This is a genomic window from Ruegeria sp. CH6 (assembly GCF_056537005.1).
The window spans coordinates 325,397-348,749 of the sequence record NZ_JBQFQS010000001.1 but is presented as its reverse complement, the minus strand read 5'-3'; the positions used below and the strand labels follow the sequence as shown (position 1 = coordinate 348,749).

The window sequence follows — 23,353 nt, the reverse complement described above, 5'->3', positions numbered from 1 at the left end:
AAACGGGCTTAAGAACCGGCCAAGATATGTTTAGTCGAGCGACTCCGATGCAGCAACAGAATTCAGAAGCTCCGCAAAATCTCTAAGGCAGCAGCGTGAATATCCGGATTTGCCGCCGCAAGCGCTCGCCCGCCATTATGAGCAGGCTCACCTTGCCAATCCGTCACGACTCCGCCTGCTGCCTGGATTAGACCAATCGGTGCCTGAATGTCGTAGGAATTCAACCCGGCTTCGATCACAAGATCCACCTGCCCCGCGGCCAGCAGTGCGTAGGCGTAACAATCCATGCCATAGCGCGTCAGCTTAACGTGTTGGGCGACGGCCCTGAATGCCTCTGCTTCGGTTGGCGTGCCAACTTCGGGAAAGGTGGTGAACAGAATCGCGTCGTTCAGATCGCAGGTGGATCGGGTACCCAATGGAGATTTACCTCGCGGACCAATCATGTGGGCAACATCGCCGCCACCCACAAACCGTTCTCCAATATATGGCTGATCAATGACCCCGAGTATTGGTCCGTTTGCTTCGCTAAGCGCAATCAGCACACCCCATGTGGGTGTGCCGCTGATGAAGCCTCGCGTGCCGTCGATTGGGTCGAGAACCCAGGTTCGACCGCTTGTGCCATCGTTGTGGCCGAACTCTTCGCCCAAAATCCCGTCATTCGGGCGAAATTCAGCCAAAACTGCGCGCATCGCTTTTTCGGCTTCGCGATCCGCAACTGTGACCGGGTCGAAACCGGCAGAAAGTTTGTTGTCTGTTTCCAGATCCGATTGCCGAAAATAAGGGAGTATAGCCGCACGCGCTGCGTCGGCCATTTTGTCGGCAACCTCAAGATCGCTAAGCTGAGTGTTCTGCATGCACTACCCGTGCGTTCAGATCACCCAAGTGTCAAGCGCTTGTCTCAGGCGACGTCGCTAAGCACACGTGCGAGTTCGAACAGACGGCGGCGCTGGTTCTCAGGAATTGCGTAGTACGAACGCACCAGATCAAGCGCTTCTTTGTCGCCCATCAGGTCGGCAGGAACCGATTTCTTGTCGGCATCTTCCTTCTGAACCTCTTCTAGGCCTTCAAAGAAAAAGCTAACCGGAACGTCCAATGCCTCGGCGATATCCCAAAGGCGTGATGCGCTGATCCGGTTGGCACCCGTCTCATACTTCTGGATTTGCTGAAACTTGATACCAACTTGCTGCGCCAACTGCTGCTGGGTCATGCCAATCAGCCAGCGGCGATGCCGGACACGCTTGCCCACATGGACATCGACGGGATGGGTCATTGGTATTCTCCTCTACTACACACACAACCGTCCGGGAAACGCGACATCAGTCATGACCGCTAAGCTAGCGAGTCAGCAATTAAGAACTCCCTAATTCGGATCGTGCCCCCCGAAACAGCACTATGCGCCAATATTGCCGCTTTTAGGATTTTTTTCAAGAAGGTTGAGTCCGTAACAAAGTACAAAGGTTTGTGGTTGTGCCGCGACCGAAATTGCTATCGTCGTTTCCACAAGGGAAACAAAGGGTTTCCTCAGACGCGCGCTGCGTGGCTTTCCCGAACGATTGACAATCCGACCATCTCACCGGCCTATGTCGCCAAGACGGAGAGCATTCATGTTGGCATATCGAATTCAATCAGCCGGTGCTAAGGCCGAGCTTTGTGAGGTAGACCTCCCCACCCCGAGCGAAGGCCAGGTGCGCGTGGCCATTCGCGCATGTGGCCTGAATTTTGCGGATCTGCTGATGCAGAAGGGTACTTATCAGGATACCCCGGCCGCTCCGTTTACGCAGGGCATGGAAGTTGCAGGTGTCGTTGATGAGGTCGGGCCCAATGTCTCTCATCTGAAAACAGGGGATCGCGTCGCAATCTATTCCGGGCAAGGCGGATTGGCAGAGTTTGGTGTCTTTGACGCAAACCGCGCAATTCCCCTTCCCGAATCCACAAGCTTTGAGGACGCTGCAGCCATTCAGATTGCATATGGGACCAGCCACATTGCGCTGGACCATCGCGCACATCTCAGACCGGGTGAAACGCTTTTGGTTACCGGGGCCGCAGGTGGAGTTGGCCTGACTGCCGTAGAAATCGGAAAACTGATGGGCGCCACTGTGATCGCACAGGCCCGGGGTGAGGATAAGCTGGCCGTTGCACAAGCCGCTGGCGCAGATCACTTGATTGATGCGGACGAAGATTTGCGTGAGCGGGTCAAGTCGCTTGGGGGCGCAGACGTGGTTTATGACGCCATCGGCGGCGATGTCTTCAAGGCGGCCTTCCGCGCGACGAATCCCGAAGGGCGCCTGCTGCCCATCGGTTTCGCCGGTGGAGACGTGCCGCAGATTCCGGCCAACCATCTGCTGGTCAAGAATCTGACCGTGATTGGTTTTTACATCGGCGGGTATCTGAATTTTCGCCCTGAAATTGTTCGGAATAGCTTTGACACACTGTTCCGCTGGCACGCAGAAGGACGGATCAAACCGCATATCAGCCACACCCTGCCACTGAAGGACGTGGCTGAAGGCATGACACTTCTGAAAGAGCGCAAGTCTACCGGCAAAATCGTGATTACGCCTTGAGTTCCCTCAGCCGACGACAGCCTTGAGAGGCACTCCGCCAAGCAAACGGAAATTCTGACGAACCAACGAGGCCAACGCCTCGACAACCGCGCCGCGCCCTGCGTCACCGCCATAGAGGTTGATCACATGTGCAGGCAGTTCCGGCAGCACACCTCCGGATTCGATTTTTTCCAGGTGTGCGGCCTCGGTTCCCTCGAGCATTGCGTGAACCGCAAGATCGGCGCTCACAGTTGCTTCGATCGTGCGGTCATTTTCGGTCTCAACCGACAGCTCCCATGGAATACCAGCGGCATCCAGAGCCGAGATCACTTGAGGCCTGAACATGCAGCGACGACCCAGCGCGAGAGGAATCGGGCGACGACGCCATGCCGACCCGCCCGGCGCGCCAATCCAACGCAAAGGCAACTCTGCGACGGTTTCACCTCCGTCTGGGGCCGATGCCTCGGTCGTCAGGATCACGTCACATTCACCGCGCCGGAACATCTCCTTCAGTTGCAGGGTATATGACGACACCAGCTGCACCCTGACGCGCGGAAAATCAGCGTTGAAGCGCTGCAGAACGCGAGGGATAGCCGGATACACGATGTCATGCGGCACACCCAGCACCACCTCACCCTCAAAAGCCTGATCGGTAAGCTTCGAAATCACCTCGTCATTCAGAGCCACCATACGCCGAGCGTAGGCAAGCAACTGCTCACCAGATGCAGTAAGCGCAATCGTCCGACCACTGCGATCCAGCAGTTCCAGCCCCAACAACTCCTCCAGTCGTTTGAGCTGCATCGATACGGCCGACTGTGTCAGGTGCAGGAACCCGGCGGCACGAGTCACGCCGCCATGGTCAGCGACAGCCACGAATGACCGCAGGGTGGTTATGTCCAAATTTCGCATGTTCAAGAATCCTTATGGTTCTCGTCATAAACATTCATTTTTAAAATGTGTCACGTTGCGCCATATAAATCAAGTAAGTTGATGAAAAGCAGATAACACATCACAGAGCAAGGAAAGGACAAAGATTATGACCCAAGTTGCTGTTTCAACGAAATGCGCACACCGGAAACCGTCCAAAGGCCTTGGATTGTGGACCCTTTTAGGCCTGGCCCGGCAGCGTCGCAGCCTTGCCAAACTTGACGACCGCGCCCTTGAAGACATCGGAGTTTCCCGCGCCGAGGCAGATATCGAAGCTGCCCGCCCATTTTGGGATGCCCCTGATAACTGGCACAAACGACTGTATTAAATGGCCTGAAAGCGCAATTTGGCGGCTGCGACACGTCAGCCGCCAAATTTGCTGACAGATTCAACGGGTTTTAAGCGTAAAACTCTTGAAACATGTGTCTCACTCTCCGATATTTGCAGGGAAATCGGTTCGCCATTGCGAACTGAGCAAAGACTTTCGAAGGGAGACCCTTAATGGCACAATTCGATACGATCCGGACGGCGACCGGTGCGCGCGCTGCCGAGATTGACGAGGGCCTGCGCGCCCACATGAACAAAGTCTACGGCACAATGTCCGTGGGTATGCTGATCACGGCATTGGCTGCCTGGGCCATCGCAGGTCTTGCCGTGACCTCTGATCCTAGCAATGCAGTGGCACAGATCGGCGCTGACCGATACCTGACCAGTCTGGGTGGAACTCTGTTTCTGTCGCCGCTGAAATGGGTCGTCATGTTTGCTCCGCTGGCCTTCATCTTGTTCGGCTGGGGCGCCCTGATGCGTCGGGGTTCTGCTGCTACAGTTCAACTGGGCTTCTTCATCTTCGCGGCCGTGATGGGCGTATCGATGAGTTCGATCTTCATGATCTTCACGCCCTACTCGATCACCCAGACCTTCCTGGTGACCGCAATCGCCTTTGCTGGCCTCAGCCTCTATGGCTACACCACCAAGCGCAACCTCAGCGGCATGGGCACCTTCCTGATGATGGGTGTGATCGGCCTGATTGTGGCAATGGTCATCAATCTGTTCCTGCAGTCTGGCGTCATGATGCTGGCTATCTCGGCCATCGGCATTCTTATCTTCGCCGGTTTGACCGCTTTCTACACGCAAGACATCAAGAACACTTATGTTGCGCACGCGGCCCACGGAGATCAGGAATGGTTGGACAAAGCGGCATTTGACGGTGCGCTGAGCCTGTACATCTCGTTCCTGAACATGTTCCAATTCCTGCTTATGTTCATGGGTCAGCAAGAATAGCAACTTGCTCAATACTCTAAAGCGAAAGGGCGGGTCCGAATGACCCGCCCTTTACTTTTGCAGAAAGGAAAAAACATGACGATCAAGAAATCCAGCCGGATCAAACCCATCTGATCTTGCCCCCACTGCATCAGGTCCATGACCTAAATCTGGGCCATCAACCGCAAAGACATGCGCATCTGCCAGAAGATCGAGTCATGATTGCCCATCTGCAAAGCTGACTTTCTCAACATAACATGCATGTCTTGGGTTTTGAGAAGGGTGAAGAGTTGTTGGGATACACCATTATCGAAATCGAACTTCGCGATGCGACTCCGTTCCGTGCATCGGAATCTCGTGCAATGGTCCACCATAACTGCGTCGATTCTGAACAACGCAGACAAGGCATTGGCCTGGCGCTGTTGGAGGCTGCCCGCGCCATGCTGCGTGAAGCTGGCGGGCAGGTTCTGGCGATCACCTATGCCGAGTTCAATTCGGCTTGGGCAGGATTGATGGAACGTGCTGGTCTGCGTCCTGTCATGCATTTCGCAGAGTGGCGCACAGGTAATTGACCGCAAAGAAAAGCCCCTGTCGAAGCTGACAGGGGCCATGCAAGATTAATTTTGGATTCTGCTCAGCTGCAGTTCAGCGGAACAGCGAAACCCGAACTACGTGAGGAATTTCCTTTGCGATAGACATCGCCTGCAGGCAAGCAGCCTGTAAAGCGCTCGGTCTCGCTACCGAAGATTGAGCCGAGGGAGTTGTCTACATGACCGCTCTCTGTACGCAATACCCCGAACAAGGTACCGTTTACGCTGACCGTGCTAAGGAAAAGGTTGATTTGGTCGCCAGACAGCTGCACCGCATTGGATACGTTTTTTCCGCCATTCGTAATCGCCACACCCGCAACCTTGGACAGCTCGGTCTTATCGGTAGCGACCCTGATCGTCGGCAGCTCTGCCAGTTCGGCCGGTACGTTCGTCTCGGGTGGCAGGAAGGCGACCGCCCCATTCACATCCGCAACATCTCGCGGTTCTCCATCAATTCCGGTGAAGCCGATGCCCTCACGGTTGAACGGATCCTCGCAGGCCGAAAGTGTTAGAACTGCAATAGCAGGCAATATGATTTTTTTCATGGCGGTCAACATTTTGTAGCGATTTGCTGAAGCGTAGCGGCAGGTGAACTGAAAATGCAAGCCACGCACGAACAGATTGGCTTGCATGCTGATGCGCTGTTGCAACGGCTTACGGCACATGCGGCGACAGACCAAAGATACCAAAGAGTTCTCAGTCAATTAAAAAAGGGCTCTGCGATCACAGAGCCCTTTCCGAGAAATGTCTATGTAAGACGGCAGATTACTTGATCTTGCCTTCTTTGTACTCGACATGCTTGCGGACAACCGGGTCGTATTTACGAACGGTCATCTTTTCAGTCATGGTGCGCGCATTTTTCTTGGTCACGTAGAAGTGGCCCGTGCCCGCGGTCGAGTTCAGACGGATCTTGATTGTCGTCGGCTTCGCCATGGTTATCTCCTGCGTCCGAAAAGGCAGGGGCCTTTCGGTTGAATTCCTATGAGCGTGCGCTTTTACCTGCTGGCACGCCCGAGTCAACCAGAATCGGCCAACAAGCATCACAAATCATTTGATACGAACTGGCGCTTTCCCGCGCAGTGGTTTGGAGAGTTCACGGATCCGTGATAATCTCTGCCCACTCCACAATGCCAAGAAGCCAATTGCGGGCTCAATTTGCGAGGCATCAGAAACGGGCAACAAACTCTGTCAGCAGGGTTTTTAGGTTCGATTTTTCTTGGGGGGCTATCATGACTGAATGGACTATTCAGGGCGAAGAACTGGCCAATTGCAATTGCAACTTCGGTTGCCCATGCCAGTTCAGCGTTCTTCCAACCCATGGGAACTGTGAGGCTGTTGTGGTCTTTGACATTACGAGCGGGCGGTACGGGGACACGGATCTTGCCGGCGTTCGAGCTGCGGGTGTTTATTACTGGCCTGGCCCTATTCATGAGGGCAACGGCCAGATGCAGCTGATCATTGACGACAAGACCAATGCTGATCAGAGGGCTGCCCTACAAGCCATAATGACGGGCGAAGACACCGATGAGATGGCGACCATGTGGTACGTTTACAGTGCGATGGCACCCACGAAGCATGAAACACTCTTTATCCCAATCGAACTTAACTGGGATCGCGAAGAGCGCAGGGGCTATGCCAGAGCTCCGGGAGTATTTGACGTCGAGGTCAACCCGATCCCGCATATTGTATCGGGCGCACCGCATCGTGCCTCAATCCAGTTGCCAAACGGATTTGAGTATCGCCATGCCGAAGCTGCGTCGGGATCCGCTAAAACCAATGGCGGAGCAATCAGCCTGACATTCGACGCTACGCATGCACATCTGGCTCACCTGAATATCTCGGGCCACGGTGTGATCGGCGCGTAGCCGGAGCGTTCCTGTGTCAGTGAATTCCAAGCCGCCCCAAACCGGGGCGGTCGAAAGCCTGTTAAGGCATGATCGCACAATTGTTCTGTTCAGTGTCTGCCTGATTCTGTTGGGTGCATCCTGGTACACTATTGCGGGCGTTGGCATGGACATGTCCGCCATTCAGATGACACGCATGGCTGGCCCAATAGGCGAACCGATGTCGATGGGTGCTGGACCGCACTGGAGCGCCACCTATTGGGTGCTCATCTTTCTGATGTGGTGGGTGATGATGATCGCGATGATGACACCCAGCGCCGCGCCGACCGTCCTGCTCTATGTTGCGATCAAACGAATGGGGGCTGAAAAGGACCAGGCCGCCCTGCTCGGCCTCGTTTTCCTGTCGGGCTATCTCATAGCGTGGGCTGTCTTCAGCGCGCTTGCTACGGGCGCTCAATGGGGTTTGGAGCACATTGGGCTGTCGGATGGGCCGATGATGACAATCCGGTCTAAGACCTTTGCAGGATTCGTATTAGTTGCAGCCGGCGCCTATCAGCTTTCAAGCCTGAAAACTGCTTGCCTGCACCACTGCCAAAGCCCTGCACAATTCCTCGCGAAGCATCATCGTTCCGGCGCGACAGGAGCGCTTCGCACCGGAACGCTACACGGGCTTTATTGCCTTGGCTGCTGTTGGGCGTTGATGGCCCTTCTCTTTGTGGGTGGCGTCATGAACCTGCTCTGGATCGTTGGGATAGCATTGTATGTGGCGTTGGAAAAACTGCTTCCTCACGCCCAGTGGATTGCTCCTGCGACAGGGATTGTCCTGATCGCGTTTGGTGTCTGGCTGATCTCTACTCCGATCCTTTCAGCAAGCTGAACAAATTATCCGGCCAGGGGACCGGCCCAATCAATGGTCCCACAACCCTCTCGTTAGGAGATCGATATGCCTATTTTCATTACCTACGCGTCATATTCACATGCGGGCGTCAAAGGGATGCTGAAGAAGCCGGAAAATCGCACTGGCCCCGTAAAGGCATTGTTGGAAAAAGTCGGCGGCAGACTGATTTCGTTTTATGTCACGACCGGCAGAAACGATGTGGTTGTCATCAGCGAAGCCCCGGATGGTACGGACGCTGTCGCCGTCGGAATGGCTGTCGCTGCTTCGGGCGCAGTTTCGGATGTAGAAACCGTACGCGCCTGGACCGCAGAGGACTTTGTGGCAATCACCGAAAAAGCTGCTGAACTGACCGGTGTCTACACACCTCCGGGAGGTTGAGGAAAACTTGCGCGGAGGGCCTGTAAGCCGGATCCTGTTCCGGGGTTACCCCCTTCGATGACCATTCATCTAGGCCATGCATTGCTGCACGGCTCCAGCTGCCAACCCGGTCCCTCTCGGCCAAGGCATGCCTAGCGGCGGTATCGGCTGACGCCGACCGGCCCGCGCGGGGACCCTATTCGGCATTGCTCCCGGTAGGGCTTGCCGTGCCATCCCTGTTGCCAGGGATGCGGTGGGCTCTTACCCCACCGTTTCATCCTTACCTTGGTATTGCTGGAGGAGAACCTCTGAAACACCAAGGCGGTTTGTTTTCTGTGGCGCTTTCCGTCGGGTTTCCCCGCCCGGGCGTTACCCGGCACCGTTGCCTTGTGGAGTCCGGACTTTCCTCTCGGGCTTGCACCCCAGCGGCCATCCGGCCCTCCGCGCCGGGAGTGGGTATGCCTAAGGCATGACAACGTCAAGTGTAGACGGCGACGAAGGGGACAGCCCCTTGTTTGCCAACAGCCAATTCAACCCTTTGGCATTTGCAGCTAAGTGAAGCGCAGTCAGGTCCGGCGAATAGTATTGCGAAGCGGAGAAAGATCAGTCGGCTCCAATGGCCCTTTCGCCCAGGGGCGGTATCTTAGCCGAACAGCGGCCAACAGAACCTCGTCATCGGCTTCGGCTGTGAACCCTGCATCATGCGCTAAAGCACGAAACGATTGCATCGCTGCAGCTTGCGGATTTTCACCAAAGCTGCGTTGTTGCGCCAGTTTCTTCCGTTCTAATCTTTGCCAGTCAAAACGTGCTCCGGGATCGAACTTGCGACCGGGCGCCATGTCGGAATGACCAATCACCCCATCAGGAACAATGCCCCACCTATCCATGATGTCCTGAAGCAGATTCTCCAGAGCTGCCATTTGGAGTTCGGAAAACGGGTGATCGCCACGATTGTCGAGCTCGATTCCGATTGAACGGGAGTTGATATCCTTTTGGCCTCGCCATTCCCCTGCGCCAGCGTGCCACGCGCGGTCTTCTTCGCGAACCATCTGCCAAAGGCGCCCATCGCCAGCGATCAGGTAATGCGCCGACACCTCGGCGGCCGGATCGCACAGGCGTTCAAGCGCCGCCTCTGCAGAAGCCATGGCTGTATAGTGGATGACCACCAAAGACGGTTCGAGACCATCCCGGCGTGGTCCGAAATTAGGGGACGGGTGCCAGATCGGCACCAGCGACTCAGTTGTTGACCGCACTGCGGAACGGGCTTGGATCCCAGCTGCACGCAAATCCATCACCGTCAGGATCCAGACCTTTGCGATCCCGCTGCGGGCCACCGTTGGACAGGAATGCGATCTGCGCCTGATCCGATGATGGGTACTGAGCACAGTTCCGTTCAGCTTTGGCCTGCAGGTTAAAACCCGCGCGGCTGTAAAGCTGCGTACCAACCGGGTTAGATGTGCTCAGCGCATATTGAACGATATTGGGCTGACCATCCTGGCTACGCTGAGGCACTGCCGTTGGCGCGACCACTTCATAGGTCTGGCGGTTCTGTTCAATCCGCGCGGCGTCGGATTCGATGCTACGCCGGTTGGATACAGCACCGAAATCCTGTTCGTCAGATATACCGGTGTTGCTCGAAGGAGCTACGGTTGTTGATGGAATCGTCTGCCCCGACGTGCTTGCCAGTGCGGCAGCCGTCTGGTTTGCGATATCATCAGCGCTGTCACCGGTGGTAGGCGGTATCGCTGTCGCCGCCCCTTGCGCCGACAGCGGTTGCTGCGAGACTTCGGACGGAGGCAGAAGCGGATTTCCCGCGACGCCCTGCCCTGCCAGCTGCGCTTCACGCTGCGCCTGATACTGGGGCGTGTTGAAACCTGTCCCGGCAACTGGTGCCACAGTCTCACATCCAGCGATTAACCCAATGGCCGGGATCAGAAGCAATTTGCGCATTTGGCTGCTCCGCTCTGCTTAGTTTTGTTGCCTTGAGGCTTACCACCATTTCCCGGGCTTGGCCACAAACCCTGCGGCCTCTTCAAGGGCGTAGGCGGTGTTAAGCAGGTCACCTTCTTCCCACGGACGACCGATCAACTGCAGCCCCAATGGCAGACCTTGTGTGTCCAGACCAGCAGGCACCGAAATACCGGGCAGACCAGCCAGGTTTACGGTCACCGTGAACACGTCGTTCAAATACATTTGAACAGGGTCAGCCTCGGTCATTTCACCCAGACCGAAAGAGGCCGAAGGCGTGGCCGGGGTCAGGATGGCGTCGATACCTGCGGCAAAGACATCTTCAAAGTCTTTCTTGATCAGGTTACGCACCTTACGTGCACGGTTGTAGTAGGCATCATAGAAACCAGCCGACAGAACATAGGTTCCGACCATGACACGGCGCTGAACTTCGTGGCCAAAGCCCTCGGCACGGGTCTTTTCGTACATCTCGGTGATGCCGTCGCCCTGCGCCAGCGTGGCACGGCGGCCATAGCGCACACCGTCGTAGCGGGCGAGGTTTGAAGAAGCCTCAGCAGGGGCAATCACATAATAAGCGGGCAGTGCATATTTCGTGTGCGGCAGAGAAATATCGACGATCTCGGCACCTGCTGCTTTCAGCATTTCAGCACCGTCGGCCCACAGCTTTTCAATCTCGGCGGGCATGCCCTCCATGCGGTATTCTTTAGGAATCCCGATTTTCTTGCCCTTGATGTCGCCGGTCAGCATCGCCTCAAAATTCGGGACGGCCAGTTCCGCGCTTGTGGAATCCTTCGGGTCGTGACCGCACATCGCTTCGAGCATAATTGCCGCGTCGCGCACGTTCTTGGTCATCGGACCGGCCTGATCCAGCGAAGATGCAAACGCGATGATGCCCCAGCGAGAGCAGCGTCCGTAGGTTGGCTTGATACCGGTGATGCCGGTAAAGGCAGCAGGCTGGCGGATCGAACCACCAGTATCTGTACCAGTGGCAGCAAGGCACAGATCTGCAGCCACAGCAGATGCCGACCCACCGGACGAGCCGCCCGGTGTTAACTGCGCGTCATCATTGCCACGACGCCACGGGCTGACCGCGTTGCCGTAGATCGATGTTTCGTTGGACGAACCCATGGCAAATTCGTCCATGTTAAGCTTACCCAACATTACCGCGCCTGAATCGGCCAGTTGCTGGGAGACAGTGGATTCGTATTCAGGCTTGAAACCTTCAAGAATTTTCGAAGCCGCCTGCGAGGGGACACCCTTAGTGCAGAACAGGTCTTTGATACCAATCGGCAAGCCACACATTGACGGGGCATCACCACCTTTGATCCGCTCATCCGCCGCCTTGGCGCGCTCGAGCGCGATCTCGGGCGTTTTGTGGACAAAAGCGTTCAGCGCATCTGCGTCGTCGATCGCCTTCAGGCAAGATTCTGTCAGCTCGACAGAGGTTACGTCACCAGCGCGCAGCGCGTCACGAGCCTCGGCCAGGCCCAGTTTGTTCAGATCGCTCATGTCTTACTCCACAACCTTGGGAACGGCGAAAAAGCCTTCGCGTGCATCGGGGGCATTGGCCAGAATCTTGTCCTGCTGATTGCCATCGGTGACCACATCCTCACGACGTTTCAGTCGCATCGGCTCGACCGAAACCATCGGCTCAACGCCTTCGACGTCTACTTCGTTCAATTGCTCGATGAACCCAAGAATGGTGTTGAATTCAGATGCCAGCGCCGGCAGCGCGTCATCCTCGACCTTGATCCGGGCCAGTTTGGCCACCTTGGCGGCGGTGCTTTGGTCAATCGACATGGGAACCCTCATATGCGTTACCCGGCATTTACCTGTCTGCCGCAGCAGTCGCAAGACCACTGGCAAACACTGTGCACAACGAACTCCCTGCCCTGTTCGAGTCGTCTTAGAAGTTGACCTAATCAGATTTGAATACCTGCTATGCACAGAAGTGAACCCATTAGTTCACTTTCTCCATTGAAGACCGGCGACACCAACACTTAATGAAGTGAACGGAACAGTTCAGTTTGGAGAACGGCCATGAAATCCCTGATGATCACCCTTTCACTGACACTTGCAACATTGTCTGCGCCAGCAATGGCTCTGGGCATCCCTGATACCAACTTGACCCCCCTGCTGACTTTCCCCGATCAGTCAGCCGATCAGGTAACCCAGGATAAATCTGTCATTCGCAAGTAACCGGATGATGATTGCAAGATGGCCGGGCCATTCCCTCCCCTATGGCCCGGCCCTGATACATTCCTACAAAACTCGCCCCCTACATCCTGCCTGCTTATTTCCTGCATCGCTTCTTTTTGATTGAATGCTGCATTCCGCTCAGCCATTCATGAGCGTGAACAGATCAAGCTATCGCGGTACCATGCGACACCACGCATGAAGCCAAGCAAGGACCGGAGCGAAAAATGAGCGCGCGGATGCAAAATGTGCTGGACGCCATTGATGCGGCCAACTCTGTCGATCCCAATATGGATGATAACCAGCCTGAAACACTGCTCTATGGGAAGCGGATGACTGCAGAGCTGAATCGCCTGTTCCCAGGCGCCTCGGAACCCTTGCAGATCGCAGCACGTGGGCAACATGTCGAACGCTGGAAACTTGCACGATCTGAATATCCGGAAGGTCGGACCGGGTATCTTACATGGCGGCGCGCGCAAGGCGAACATCATGCTCAGGTTGTCGCAGATTTGATGGCGCAGGCGGGATACGAACCGGATCAGATTGATGCAGTGGGACGCATGCTGCGCAAGCAAGGCATCAAAAGAGACGCCGAAGTGCAGGCCCTGGAAGATGTGATCTGCTTTGTCTTCCTGAAATGGTATTTTCAGCCCTTCGCCTCCAAGCATTCGGCTGAAAAGATTCAGAGCATTGTGGAAAAAACAGCACGCAAAATGTCTGATGGGGGTCGCGCGCGCGTCCTTGAAGAATTCGATTTACCCGAACAGCTTGCATCGGCTTTTCGAAACTGAATAAATCACAATCATAGTATCATTTAGAGATTAACTTCGAATTTACCAATTGCCTGTCTTTTCGTTCAAAAGACATTTCCAAGAACTGAGTCTGCCATGTCCAAAAAACTGTTTCTGCTAATTGGCCTGATCAGCTTCCTGATGGGATGCCAGGAAATTCCGTCAAGCACGCCCGACGCAAAAGTAATTGCTGTTGGCGACTCGCTGATGGCGTGGAATTCCATGTCAGGTTCAGCCATTCCGGACGTCGTCGAAGAGAGGATCGGCGCACCGGTATTGGACCGATCAGCTTCGGCGGCATGGATGCAAACAAAATTCACCGATGATGGAAAGCCAACCTCCGGTGTTCAGGCTCAGTTCATCAAGGGTCAGTGGGACTGGGCCATTGTAAACGGTGGCGGCAACGATCTGATGCTTGGTTGCGGATGTTCAAGATGCGGACCCGTTCTGGACAAGATGATTTCAGTCGATGGGCAATCCGGGCAGGTTCCCAGTTTCCTGCGCGAAATCCGCAAGACCGGCACTAAAGTAATTTATGTAGGTTATCTGCGAAGCCCTGAGTTGATTACTCCGATTGAGCATTGCAAAAGCGAAGGTGACGAGTTTGAAGAGCGCATCGCGAAACTTGCAGAGCATGATGATGGCATCATCTATGTCTCTTCACAGGATGTCGCAAAACCAGGCGATGCCTCATATTTCTCGTTCGATCTGATTCACCCGTCCCGAAAGTCGAGCCGTATCATCGGTGAGCGTGTCGCGGAGGTTATCAAGAGTTCCAGCTTCTGACAGCGACTACATCACAGCTATGAAAATCGGCTGCGCACCATAGCTCTGCGATACACCTCGATCATCCATCCCAGCATGATGGCATTGAGAATGTGCCACATAAAATGAGTCCCAAACGGCAAGCGGTTGCACATAGGCTCATCCAATGCGCGGAAAGTGATAGAGGCGATCAGGATCACTGCACCGATAGCTAAACCGCGCGCGGTATGCGGATCTCTTCCGCGCAGCAAAGCAGCGTAGATCAGGATCAAAAGAGGCACGGGCGCATAGGCTGCCGATCCACCGATCCCCGGAATAAATTGGAAAAGCGGAATTGTCAGTGCTGCGTAGGGAAAGAAAAATGCGGTCAATCCCAGAGCCTGCCACGTTTTCAGTTTCCAGATGTCCCGGTTTACAGCGTAGATATAGACCAGAATAAACAACAAAATTGGGGTTGTATCAGCAATCGCGGCCCAAACCCGGGCATGCGTATGGAACAAATAGCTGCCTACCCCAATGATCGCCAGCAACGCTACCAGCAGGTTCGCCAAAGGCATCCCCTGCCCGCGCACACGCAACCACATAATCAAGGCCGCAACCAGAAAAGCAGCATTTGTTACTGCGTTTACCGGCTCGGCCCAATAGGCGGGCGACAACCGTTCGCAGTATCCATCTATTTCACGCATCCATTCCATAGATTTTTACATAGTGGATGCTAGGCTGCGGCTAAACCACTTTCAGGAGGACAATTATGAATATCGTTTGGCTGGGGCATGGCAGCTTTCGTATTGAGGTCGCGGGACAGGTTCTCTTGATCGATCCATGGCTGACCGGGAACCCTTCACTTTCTGAACAACATCATGACGAAGCAGTTCAGGATGCAACTCACATTCTCCTAACCCATGCCCATTTCGATCATGTCGTCGATGTGCTGCCTTTGGCCAAACACCTTAAGATTCCAGTAGTCGGACAATACGATCTGATGGGCTACTGGAGCGAGGCCGAAGGAATTGAGACCATTGGCTTCAACAAGGGGGGGACAGTGAACCTGAACGGCATCAAGGTCACCATGGTACCCGCTTCGCACAGCTCAACTTTTTCAACACCGGACGGGGTGCGCACAGGCGGAACCGAAGTTGGCTTCATGATCGCCGCAGAGGGTCACATGCTCTATGTTTCAGGCGATACTGACATCATGGCAGATATGGATTGGATGGGTGATTATTATAAACCCGACATCGCAATCCTGTCTGCAGGCGGCCACTTTACGATGGACATGAAGGGCGCGGCTTATGCAGCAAAGCGATACTTTAATTTCAAGACCGTAATCCCCTGCCACTACAAGACATTTCCGATCCTGGAACAATCTGCTGAAGACCTGATCAATGGCCTCCCCGGCGTCAATGTGATCGAACCTGAAGTGATGAAGGCCATCAAGATCTGAAGTACTTACGACTAAGGTGTGCGGCGAGCCGACCGGGGCAAAGTATCAGTCGCCGCACCCAGCCTTTCGCTGCGCGAGAAAGAAAGTTCTCAGCAATTCACCGGCTTCATCTGCTGCAATGCCGTCATAGATCTCAGGGGTGTGGTGTGCCTGTGGGTGCGAAAACACCCGCGCCCCATGCGCAACGCCGCCGGATTTCGGATCAGACGCCCCATAGTAAATTCGGCGTATGCGTACGGCGGCCAACGCTGCCGCGCACATGGCACAAGGCTCAAGGGTCACGTAGAGATCATGATCCGGCAGCCGTTCGGAATCAGTCGCGGCGCAGGCCGCGCGCAACGCCAGAATTTCAGCGTGTGCGGTGGGGTCTTTCATTTCCCGGGTCCGATTGCCTGCAGATGCGATGACCTGACCATCCCGCGATACAATGACCGCACCAACCGGGACTTCCCCCCGGTCTGCCGCTGCGCGCGCTTCCTGCAGCGCAAGTTCCATATGCGATCTGAATGTCATGCCTTTGACTGCCCCAGAAACCCGGCTTTCGCAAGTCGCCGGGATGCGTTATGGCCTGAGGATGAGCAACACTCCTCCTCCCGGCGACCGGATCGCCAAAGTACTGGCCCGCGCTGGCATCGCCTCGCGCCGCGAGGCTGAACGCATGATCGAAGCCGGCCGTGTGACAATAAATGGTAAGGCGATTGACAGCCCTGCCCTGAACGTCACAGCCCGGGACAAGATCACGGTCGATGGCAAACCCGTTTCCGAACCCGAGCCCGCCCGGTTGTGGCTGTATCACAAGCCAGTAGGATTGGTAACAACAACACGAGATGAAAAAGGTCGAACAACGATCTTCGACGAGTTGCCCGAGGATATGCCCCGGGTGATGAGTGTCGGGCGACTGGACCTGAATTCCGAAGGCCTGTTGTTGCTGACAAACGATGGCGGCATCAAACGCAAACTGGAACTTCCGGCAACCGGCTGGCTCCGCAAATATCGGGTCCGGATCAATGGCCGCCCGAAAGATGAAGACTTCGCGCCACTTCGCAAGGGCCTTGTGGTTGACGGGCAAAAGTTTCAGCCAATGACGGTTGCACTTGATCGGCAGCAAGGTGCAAACGCCTGGCTGACTATCGGGCTGCGCGAAGGCAAAAACCGCGAAATTCGCCGCGCCATGGAAGACATCGGCTATAGCGTAAACCGCCTGCTGCGCGTATCCTACGGACCTTTCCAGTTGGGAGATCTTAAACCGGGTGAAGTCGAAGAGATCCGGCGTCGCGTGCTGCGTGACCAGCTGGGGCTAGAAGCAGAGCCCGATCAGAAGCCCAAAGCCAAACAGCCACAGCGCCCGCAAAGGAAAAAGGCCTCCGGTGGCAAGAATCCTCGCAATTGACGATGGTTATGCAACCTTCCCCCTAGCGCCGGACCGGTGCTTCCACTAAATTTTCTATAAATGCAGCTACTAGGGGGCGCTATGTCCGGATCCGGAGTGCAAAAACTGGCCTACGCTGCGCTGCTTGTGTTGCTGTTCGGTGTATGTACCGGCTTGTTGGGGGGCTTATAGACGCATGGCTAAACGCTATGGCGGAAAATTCAGCCCCGACGGCGGCGGAGGGTCGTCCGATAATCAACCTGAGCGTGGACAATTCGACGGCGCCCGGGTGAATCCCGCAGGCGCCCGCGCAAATGTTTTGTTCTTGCCCGCTATCCCTTTGATCTTCCTGTCATTGAACGATGGCGCGGTCGGAATGATAATCGGCCTGATCGCAGCCGGTCTGCTAACTGCAGGTGCGCTGTTGTTGAGAGAGGGGCTGAAGGCTGAAGCGGAATACAATGCACGTCGAACGGCAAGACGTCCTGCCTTTCCCCGCAAGATATTCTCCAGCGTTCTGACCGGTTTGGGTGCCGCACTGGCGTCGTATCGATCAGAATTTGTGGATGCTGAAACCGCTTCACAGGTCAGCGTACTGGCGCCTGTACTCTATGGGGTCGCTGCGACTGCTCTGCATTCGGTCTCGTTCGGCATCGATCCGATGAAGGACAAAGGAATGGAAGGCATCGATACCTTCCAGCAGGATCGTGTCGCTCGCGTGGTTGAAGACGCAGAAACGCATTTGACCGAGATGTCGGACGCGATCAAACGCGCAGGTGATCGCAAGATCGAAGCGCGCGTTGAGCGGTTTCAAACCACTGCGCGCGATCTGTTCAGAACCGTCGAGGAAGATCCCCGTGATCTGGCCGGTGCCCGAAAATACCTGACGGTCTATTTGCAGGGCGCGCGAGACGCCACTGTGAAATTTTCCGATGTTTATGCCCGAACCCGCGATGCGCAGGCTTTGGCGGATTACTCTTCTTTGCTGGACGATCTCGAACAGAATTTCGCTGCGCGTACCCGCAAGATGCTTTTGGATGACCGCAGTGATCTGACGGTCGAAATCGACGTGTTGCGCGAAAGACTGCAGCGCGAAGGCGTCCGGTTGGACTGACCGGCTATTATTTGAGCGAGGAACATCTTCATGTCAGATGAAATCAAAAATAAGGCGGTCGAAGCTGAAACACTGGTTCAGGAAATAACTTCCGTGACCCTTCCGGAACCCGCGGCCGAGGTAGTCCCGCTTGAAGAGGCCGACGAACCCGTCAGCGCCGAAATCCGTAAGCGGATGGATGAGATTGACATGGGCAACACGAACTCGATTGTTGCCTTCGGATCATCTGCGCAAGCAGAATTGCAGGAAATCAGCCAGGCAATGCTGGCAGATGTCCGCAACAAGGATGTTGGTCCGGCGGGTGACAGCCTTCGCAACATCGTGACCACGATCCGCGGGTTCTCGGTCAGTGAACTGGATGTACGGCGCGAACGCAGCTGGTGGGAAAGACTGCTGGGCAGGGCCGCACCATTCGCCAAATTTACCGCTCAGTACGAAGCAGTTCAGGGTCAGATCGACAGGATCACGGATGACCTGCTGGGGCACGAGCACACTCTGCTCAAAGACATCAAGTCTCTGGACCTGCTCTACGAAAAGACGCTGGGCTTTTATGATGAACTGGCACTCTACATTGCAGCGGGCGAAGAAAAACTGACCGAGCTAGACAGCCAGGAAATTCCAGAAAAAGAGGCCGAGGTTCAGGCCGCACCCGAAGAAGATCAGGTGATGAAAGCGCAGGAGCTGCGCGATCTGCGTGCCGCACGCGATGATCTGGAACGCCGGGTGCATGACCTGAAACTGACCCGTCAGGTGACAATGCAATCGCTTCCGTCGATCCGTCTGGTTCAGGAAAACGACAAGTCGCTGGTCACCAAGATCAACTCGACGCTGGTGAACACAGTCCCCCTGTGGGAGACTCAGCTGGCGCAGGCCGTCACCATCCAGCGCAGCGCCGAAGCTGCAGCAGCAGTACGCGACGCCAATGATCTGACCAACGAGTTGCTGACTTCGAACGCGGCCAATCTGCGTCAGTCGAACAAGATGATCCGCGAAGAAATGGAGCGTGGAGTGTTCGACATCGAAGCCGTGAAGCAGGCCAACGCAGATCTGATCGGTACGATCAACGAAAGCCTTGCGATTGCTGACGAAGGCAAGGCCAAGCGTGCGGCTGCCGAAGTAGAACTTCAGAAGATGGAAACCGAATTGCGCGACACTCTGGCCGCTGCAAAGGCACGCAAAGATGGAATCGGCGACAACGCCGGAACTGCGGTTCCGGGCTAAGGCGGGTTGATCGTGCGGCGGTACATTTCGGTGAGGCGTGTTCTGGCGGGACTATCACTCTTGGCTCTGGCCAATTGTGATGCAGCGCTGACCACATCTATACCGCCGCAACCCCGGCCTGTGCAGCCACAGGTCCCGGCGAATGCATATGTTGCTCCTTCGGCGGCCAGTCTTGATCTGGCCCGCTACTATGAGAGGGTGCAAAGCAACCTTCTGACGCGCGGCTTGCTCAGAACAGATGGGGGTGGACCAGACACCCCGTATGACGCCGAAGATCTGGCCAAGAACTTTGAGGCCATCGCGTTTTATAGCGAATATCCGGGACAGTCGGTTGCAACCAGCCGGACCCGAACCAGCGGGCAGCTCAGCCGCTGGTCTGGCCCGGTTCGTATTGGGCCGGAATTTGGTCCATCCGTCCCACCTGAGCGCCGCAAAGAAGACACTGCGCGAATTGAATCCTATTCGGCCCGCCTTGCCCGCCTGACCGGGCATTCGGTATCGACTGTCAACAGAAATGCCAATTTCCACGTCTTTGTGGCGGGCGAAGATGATACGGCTTACGTACAGGCGCGACTTAAACAGCTGATCCCGGGCATCGGTCAAAAGCAGCTGGATCTGTTCGATAAGCTGCCCAAATCGTTCTATTGCTTTGTCTTCGCATCGGCCACCAACGGCTCGCCCCACACCTACACGCGCGCGGTTGCGCTGGTGCGTGCCGAGCATCCAGATCTGGTTCGGCTCAGCTGCATTCATGAAGAAATCGCACAAGGATTGGGTCTGCCGAATGACAGCCCGTCTGCACGGCCTTCTATCTTCAACGATGATGACGAGTTCGCCCTGCTGACAAGTCACGACGAAAAACTACTGACACTGCTTTATGATCCGCGTCTGAAACCCGGCATGACTGCTGATGAGGCGCGGCCTGTGGTGCGGATCATTGCACGCGAATTGATGGGTCAGTCGCTCTGACCCCAAGGACAGGAGAACCCAAATGGGAATTTTCGATTTTCTGACCGGAGAATTTATTGATGTCATCCATTGGGTTGATGACACCCGGGACACTATGGTCTGGCGGTTCGAGCGCGAAGGGCATGAGATCAAATACGGTGCCAAGCTAACCGTACGCGAAGGTCAGGCCGCCGTTTTCGTGCATGAAGGGCAATTGGCAGACGTGTTCACGCCGGGTCTATACATGCTTGAAACCAACAACATGCCGATCCTGACCACGTTGCAACACTGGGATCACGGCTTTCAGTCGCCTTTCAAGTCCGAGATCTATTTCGTCAACACCACCCGTTTCAACGACCTGAAATGGGGAACCAAAAACCCGATCATGCTGCGGGACCCGGAATTCGGCCCAACGCGCATTCGCGCCTTCGGAACATATACCGTTCGTGTCAAGGACCCTGCCAAATTCCTAATCGAGATCGTCGGGACCGATGGTGAATTCACCATGGACGAAATCAGCTATCAAATCCGCAATATCATCGTTCAGGAATTCAGCCGCGTTATTGCAGGATCAGGCATTCCGGTTCTGGACATGGCGGCGAACACTGCTGATCTTGGCAAATTGATTGCGGCCGAGGTTTCCCCGGTTCTTGAAGGCTATGGGCTGGAAATGCCCGAATTCTACATCGAAAACATCTCTCTGCCCCCAGCAGTCGAGGCCGCCTTGGACAAGCGTACCTCGATGGGGCTGGCTGGTGATCTGGGTAAGTACACACAGTATTCTGCGGCAGAAGCCATGACAGCTGCGGCCAACAACCCCGGCCAAGGTGGCGGCATGGGTGCAGGCCTAGGCATGGGAATGGGCATGGCAATGGCACAACAGATGTCGAACATGGCAGCGGGTCAGCCAAGCGGCCCGTGGGGATCGCCCGCCCCCGCTGCTCCGCAACCGGCAGCGCATGCGGCCCCGCCTCCTCCGCCACCGGTCGAGCATGTCTGGCATATCGCGGTCGACGGGCAAACCAGCGGGCCATTTTCCAAGGCCAAAATGGGACGCATGGCGACTGATGGGGAAATCACTCGGGACACCCATGTTTGGACCGCCGGTCAGGACGGTTGGAAGAAAGCTGGCGATGTTCAGGAATTGGCACAATTGTTCACGATCCTGCCTCCACCCCCTCCGGGAGCGTGAAGCAGGTTTGGACTGACTTAACGGCATTATCGGCTCTGACCAACAAGGCGATCTGAGGATGAGCGAAAACGAGCACCGCTTTCCCTGCGACCAATGTGGCGCAGACTATCGGTTCAACCCCGGCGATGGCACATTGACCTGCGACCATTGCGGGCATTCAGAACCGATTTCGAGCGGTCCCTGGGGTGGTGCAAGTCTTCGAGAGCTGGATTTCGATGCTGCAATCGCGGATCGACTGCCCGAGACAGAGATCGAGGAGACCCGAGTTCTGAGTTGCCCGAATTGCGCAGCTCAGGTCGAGTTTGATCCTAACACCCATGCAGCCGAATGCCCGTTTTGTGCCACGCCAGTCGTAACCGACACGGGAGTGAACCGACATATCAAGCCTCGGGGCGTTTTGCCTTTTGCGCTTGATGAAAGATCGGCGCACAAGGCGATGGGCGATTGGTTGGGCCGTTTGTGGTTTGCACCAAATGGATTGAAAGACTACGCGCGCAAGGGACGAAAAATGCAAGGCATTTACGTGCCTTACTGGACCTTTGATGCCGATACGAAATCCAGCTATCGCGGCGAACGGGGTGTTGTTTATTATGAAACACGAACCGTTATGCGCGACGGAAAACCAGTCCAGCAGCAGGTTCCCAAGGTACGCTGGACACCAAAATCCGGACGTGTCGCCCGCTTCTTCGACGATGTTCTGGTGCTGGCCTCACGCTCATTACCTAAAAGCTATACCGATGCTTTGGAACCATGGGATCTTCCGGCATTGGAACCCTATCAACCGGAATACCTAGCCGGATTTCGGGCCGAAGCCTACACTGTTGAGCTGCAGGAAGGATACAAGGAAGCCCGTCAATACATGGCGCGAGTCATTGAGCGGGATGTCCGGTTCGACATCGGTGGCGATAGACAAAGGATTCACGCGCTAGAGACCGAAGTGCGGGATGTCACCTTCAAGCACATCCTGCTGCCGGTATGGATGGCAGCGTACAAGTACCGGGGCCAGACCTATCGATTTGTGGTGAACGGCCGTACCGGCCGGGTTCAGGGTGAACGCCCCTGGTCTGCGATTAAGATTACCGTTGCAGTTGTTCTGGGTTTGCTTGTTGCAGCTGGCGTCGGCTACCTGCTGGCCACGGGCCAAAAATAGCCACCGACGACCGAAACACATCAGCTAGGGTTTCGGTCACTTAGCCTCTTGCACATCTCAAATGTCACCTCCATCCTGCCGCGCGTTGGATTGGGGGGAGGCCATCCGTGACATTCGCAGCCTTGAACTCGCTTCTGGATCAGCGCCATTCCTGTCGCGCTTTCCAGCGCGATCCGGTGCCCAAAGCCCAGATCGAACAAATCCTGTCCAGCGCGATGCGTGTTCCCAGTTGGTGTAACGCCCAACCTTGGAAGGTCGTCGTTACCAGCGGCGAGGACACGGATACATTCCGTGAAGCACTTCAGATTGAGGCGGCGACAGGCACCCCTGCCCCGGACCTGCCATTCCCCAGTTCGTATTCCGGTGTTTATCAGGATCGCCGCCGCGCCTGTGGCTGGGCACTATATGAAGCCGTCGGGATCGAAAAAGGCGACCGCGCTGCATCGGCCAGACAGATGATGGAGAATTTTTCTCTGTTCGGTGCGCCGCATTGTGCAATCATCTCGAGCCCTGCCGAACTGGGCGCGTACGGCGCAATGGACTGTGGCGGGTTCGTAACAGCCTTTTCGCTTGCCGCTCAGGCATTGGGAATCGCCACAATCCCACAGGCAGCTGTCGCAGCTTATGGCCCGTTTCTGCACCAGTACTTTCAGATACCGGATGATCGCCTGATCTTGTGTGCGATTTCCTTTGGCTACCCGAACAGAGAACACCCGGCCAACGCGTTTCGAACCGAGCGCGCATTAGTGGAAGAGATTGTCGATTGGCGCGGTTAATCC

The 23,353-nt window shown here is 55.7% G+C and carries 29 protein-coding genes and 1 other RNA gene; 18 read left to right on the top strand and 12 right to left on the bottom strand.

What is annotated here, in order from left to right; genetic code table 11:
* Positions 1 to 62: 62 nt before the first annotated feature.
* Both hisN and ACR0CW_RS01815 read right to left on the bottom strand, forming a co-directional pair.
* Positions 63 to 854: a histidinol-phosphatase gene (gene hisN / locus ACR0CW_RS01820; RefSeq protein WP_480786621.1), complete on the bottom strand. Its 792-nt coding sequence runs from the start codon at positions 852 to 854 to the stop codon at positions 63 to 65.
* A 44-nt stretch (positions 855 to 898) separates the two neighbouring features.
* Positions 899 to 1,270, bottom strand: a complete 372-nt coding sequence (locus ACR0CW_RS01815; RefSeq protein ID WP_155145353.1) for a helix-turn-helix domain-containing protein — start codon at positions 1,268 to 1,270, stop codon at positions 899 to 901.
* Positions 1,271 to 1,604: 334 nt separating this feature from the next.
* Here ACR0CW_RS01815 and ACR0CW_RS01810 point away from each other — a divergent pair, with 334 nt between their 5' ends.
* Positions 1,605 to 2,561: an NADPH:quinone oxidoreductase family protein gene (locus tag ACR0CW_RS01810; RefSeq protein ID WP_155145355.1), complete on the top strand. Its 957-nt coding sequence runs from the start codon at positions 1,605 to 1,607 to the stop codon at positions 2,559 to 2,561.
* Between the two features lie 6 nt (positions 2,562 to 2,567).
* On the opposite strand, the gene ACR0CW_RS01805 is transcribed toward ACR0CW_RS01810, so the two are convergent.
* Positions 2,568 to 3,449, bottom strand: coding sequence for a LysR family transcriptional regulator (locus ACR0CW_RS01805; RefSeq protein WP_155145357.1), 882 nt, complete (start codon positions 3,447 to 3,449; stop codon positions 2,568 to 2,570).
* A gap of 127 nt (positions 3,450 to 3,576) precedes the next feature.
* Here ACR0CW_RS01805 and ACR0CW_RS01800 point away from each other — a divergent pair, with 127 nt between their 5' ends.
* The 3 genes from ACR0CW_RS01800 (at position 3,577) to ACR0CW_RS01790 (ending at position 5,299) form a co-directional block, all read left to right on the top strand.
* A complete protein-coding gene (locus ACR0CW_RS01800; protein ID WP_480786620.1) occupies positions 3,577 to 3,795 on the top strand; it encodes a DUF1127 domain-containing protein in 219 nt (72 codons plus the stop codon).
* 173 nt (positions 3,796 to 3,968) lie between these two features.
* Positions 3,969 to 4,748, top strand: a complete 780-nt coding sequence (locus tag ACR0CW_RS01795) for a Bax inhibitor-1/YccA family protein (protein ID WP_480786619.1) — start codon at positions 3,969 to 3,971, stop codon at positions 4,746 to 4,748.
* A 236-nt stretch (positions 4,749 to 4,984) separates the two neighbouring features.
* Positions 4,985 to 5,299: a GNAT family N-acetyltransferase gene (locus tag ACR0CW_RS01790; protein ID WP_480786618.1), complete on the top strand. Its 315-nt coding sequence runs from the start codon at positions 4,985 to 4,987 to the stop codon at positions 5,297 to 5,299.
* A 62-nt stretch (positions 5,300 to 5,361) separates the two neighbouring features.
* Here the strand turns inward: ACR0CW_RS01790 and ACR0CW_RS01785 are convergent, their stop codons facing one another.
* Together ACR0CW_RS01785 and rpmG are read right to left on the bottom strand one after the other, a co-directional pair.
* A complete protein-coding gene (locus ACR0CW_RS01785; RefSeq protein WP_480786617.1) occupies positions 5,362 to 5,982 on the bottom strand; it encodes a hypothetical protein in 621 nt (206 codons plus the stop codon).
* Between the two features lie 100 nt (positions 5,983 to 6,082).
* The gene (gene rpmG / locus ACR0CW_RS01780; protein WP_007799108.1) at positions 6,083 to 6,250 is read right to left on the bottom strand and encodes a 50S ribosomal protein L33; all 168 of its coding nucleotides are present in this window, start codon (positions 6,248 to 6,250) and stop codon (positions 6,083 to 6,085) included.
* A 296-nt stretch (positions 6,251 to 6,546) separates the two neighbouring features.
* Between rpmG and ACR0CW_RS01775 the strand changes: the two genes are divergently transcribed.
* From ACR0CW_RS01775 to ACR0CW_RS01765, 3 genes are all read left to right on the top strand, one after another.
* Positions 6,547 to 7,182, top strand: a complete 636-nt coding sequence (locus tag ACR0CW_RS01775) for a DUF1326 domain-containing protein (RefSeq protein ID WP_480786616.1) — start codon at positions 6,547 to 6,549, stop codon at positions 7,180 to 7,182.
* Between the two features lie 13 nt (positions 7,183 to 7,195).
* A complete protein-coding gene (locus ACR0CW_RS01770; RefSeq protein ID WP_480786615.1) occupies positions 7,196 to 8,038 on the top strand; it encodes a DUF2182 domain-containing protein in 843 nt (280 codons plus the stop codon).
* Positions 8,039 to 8,104: 66 nt separating this feature from the next.
* The gene (locus ACR0CW_RS01765; protein ID WP_155145366.1) at positions 8,105 to 8,437 is read left to right on the top strand and encodes a GYD domain-containing protein; all 333 of its coding nucleotides are present in this window, start codon (positions 8,105 to 8,107) and stop codon (positions 8,435 to 8,437) included.
* Between the two features lie 7 nt (positions 8,438 to 8,444).
* Here ACR0CW_RS01765 and rnpB read toward each other — a convergent pair.
* From rnpB to gatC, 5 genes are all read right to left on the bottom strand, one after another.
* An RNA gene (rnpB, locus tag ACR0CW_RS01760) (RNase P RNA component class A) lies at positions 8,445 to 8,861 on the bottom strand.
* A 121-nt stretch (positions 8,862 to 8,982) separates the two neighbouring features.
* A complete protein-coding gene (locus ACR0CW_RS01755) occupies positions 8,983 to 9,669 on the bottom strand; it encodes an N-acetylmuramoyl-L-alanine amidase (protein WP_480786614.1) in 687 nt (228 codons plus the stop codon).
* Positions 9,653 to 10,366 (bottom strand): hypothetical protein, encoded by a 714-nt coding sequence (locus tag ACR0CW_RS01750; protein ID WP_480739498.1) that lies wholly within the window; start codon positions 10,364 to 10,366, stop codon positions 9,653 to 9,655. Before ACR0CW_RS01750 ends, ACR0CW_RS01755 begins: the two co-directional genes overlap by 17 nt.
* 39 nt (positions 10,367 to 10,405) lie before the next feature.
* Positions 10,406 to 11,893: an Asp-tRNA(Asn)/Glu-tRNA(Gln) amidotransferase subunit GatA gene (gene gatA, locus ACR0CW_RS01745; RefSeq protein ID WP_155145372.1), complete on the bottom strand. Its 1,488-nt coding sequence runs from the start codon at positions 11,891 to 11,893 to the stop codon at positions 10,406 to 10,408.
* A gap of 3 nt (positions 11,894 to 11,896) precedes the next feature.
* The gene (gene gatC / locus ACR0CW_RS01740; protein WP_155145374.1) at positions 11,897 to 12,184 is read right to left on the bottom strand and encodes an Asp-tRNA(Asn)/Glu-tRNA(Gln) amidotransferase subunit GatC; all 288 of its coding nucleotides are present in this window, start codon (positions 12,182 to 12,184) and stop codon (positions 11,897 to 11,899) included.
* Between the two features lie 240 nt (positions 12,185 to 12,424).
* On the opposite strand from gatC, the gene ACR0CW_RS01735 reads away from it, so the two are divergent.
* The 3 genes from ACR0CW_RS01735 (at position 12,425) to ACR0CW_RS01725 (ending at position 14,157) form a co-directional block, all read left to right on the top strand.
* The gene (locus ACR0CW_RS01735; protein WP_480739503.1) at positions 12,425 to 12,583 is read left to right on the top strand and encodes a hypothetical protein; all 159 of its coding nucleotides are present in this window, start codon (positions 12,425 to 12,427) and stop codon (positions 12,581 to 12,583) included.
* 224 nt (positions 12,584 to 12,807) lie between these two features.
* Positions 12,808 to 13,371, top strand: a complete 564-nt coding sequence (locus tag ACR0CW_RS01730) for a DUF4202 domain-containing protein (protein WP_480786613.1) — start codon at positions 12,808 to 12,810, stop codon at positions 13,369 to 13,371.
* 96 nt (positions 13,372 to 13,467) lie between these two features.
* Positions 13,468 to 14,157, top strand: a complete 690-nt coding sequence (locus tag ACR0CW_RS01725; protein WP_480786612.1) for an SGNH/GDSL hydrolase family protein — start codon at positions 13,468 to 13,470, stop codon at positions 14,155 to 14,157.
* A gap of 17 nt (positions 14,158 to 14,174) precedes the next feature.
* On the opposite strand, the gene ACR0CW_RS01720 is transcribed toward ACR0CW_RS01725, so the two are convergent.
* A complete protein-coding gene (locus tag ACR0CW_RS01720) occupies positions 14,175 to 14,831 on the bottom strand; it encodes a ceramidase domain-containing protein (RefSeq protein ID WP_480786611.1) in 657 nt (218 codons plus the stop codon).
* Between the two features lie 56 nt (positions 14,832 to 14,887).
* On the opposite strand from ACR0CW_RS01720, the gene ACR0CW_RS01715 reads away from it, so the two are divergent.
* Positions 14,888 to 15,580, top strand: coding sequence for a metal-dependent hydrolase (locus ACR0CW_RS01715; RefSeq protein ID WP_155145384.1), 693 nt, complete (start codon positions 14,888 to 14,890; stop codon positions 15,578 to 15,580).
* A 45-nt stretch (positions 15,581 to 15,625) separates the two neighbouring features.
* Here ACR0CW_RS01715 and ACR0CW_RS01710 read toward each other — a convergent pair whose 3' ends face one another.
* Positions 15,626 to 16,093 (bottom strand): nucleoside deaminase, encoded by a 468-nt coding sequence (locus ACR0CW_RS01710; protein WP_480786610.1) that lies wholly within the window; start codon positions 16,091 to 16,093, stop codon positions 15,626 to 15,628.
* On the opposite strand from ACR0CW_RS01710, the gene ACR0CW_RS01705 reads away from it, so the two are divergent.
* From ACR0CW_RS01705 to ACR0CW_RS01675, 7 genes are all read left to right on the top strand, one after another.
* Complete coding sequence (locus ACR0CW_RS01705) at positions 16,092 to 16,970, top strand: pseudouridine synthase (RefSeq protein WP_480786609.1); 879 nt, start codon at positions 16,092 to 16,094, stop codon at positions 16,968 to 16,970. The genes ACR0CW_RS01710 and ACR0CW_RS01705 overlap by 2 nt on opposite strands.
* 175 nt (positions 16,971 to 17,145) lie before the next feature.
* Entirely contained in the window at positions 17,146 to 18,063 is a 918-nt protein-coding gene (locus ACR0CW_RS01700; RefSeq protein ID WP_480786608.1) for a 5-bromo-4-chloroindolyl phosphate hydrolysis family protein, read from the top strand.
* A gap of 30 nt (positions 18,064 to 18,093) precedes the next feature.
* Positions 18,094 to 19,284, top strand: a complete 1,191-nt coding sequence (locus ACR0CW_RS01695) for a toxic anion resistance protein (RefSeq protein ID WP_480786607.1) — start codon at positions 18,094 to 18,096, stop codon at positions 19,282 to 19,284.
* Positions 19,285 to 19,290: 6 nt separating this feature from the next.
* On the top strand, positions 19,291 to 20,253 hold the full coding sequence (locus tag ACR0CW_RS01690) for a DUF2927 domain-containing protein (protein ID WP_480786606.1): 963 nt from the start codon (positions 19,291 to 19,293) through the stop codon (positions 20,251 to 20,253).
* Positions 20,254 to 20,275: 22 nt separating this feature from the next.
* Positions 20,276 to 21,424 (top strand): SPFH domain-containing protein, encoded by a 1,149-nt coding sequence (locus ACR0CW_RS01685; protein WP_480786605.1) that lies wholly within the window; start codon positions 20,276 to 20,278, stop codon positions 21,422 to 21,424.
* 58 nt (positions 21,425 to 21,482) lie between these two features.
* The gene (locus ACR0CW_RS01680) at positions 21,483 to 22,574 is read left to right on the top strand and encodes a TFIIB-type zinc finger domain-containing protein (RefSeq protein WP_480786604.1); all 1,092 of its coding nucleotides are present in this window, start codon (positions 21,483 to 21,485) and stop codon (positions 22,572 to 22,574) included.
* 107 nt (positions 22,575 to 22,681) lie between these two features.
* Positions 22,682 to 23,350 carry a nitroreductase gene (locus ACR0CW_RS01675; protein WP_480786603.1) on the top strand — a complete coding sequence of 223 codons (669 nt, stop codon included), beginning with the start codon at positions 22,682 to 22,684 and terminating at the stop codon, positions 23,348 to 23,350.
* Positions 23,351 to 23,353: the final 3 nt, after the last annotated feature.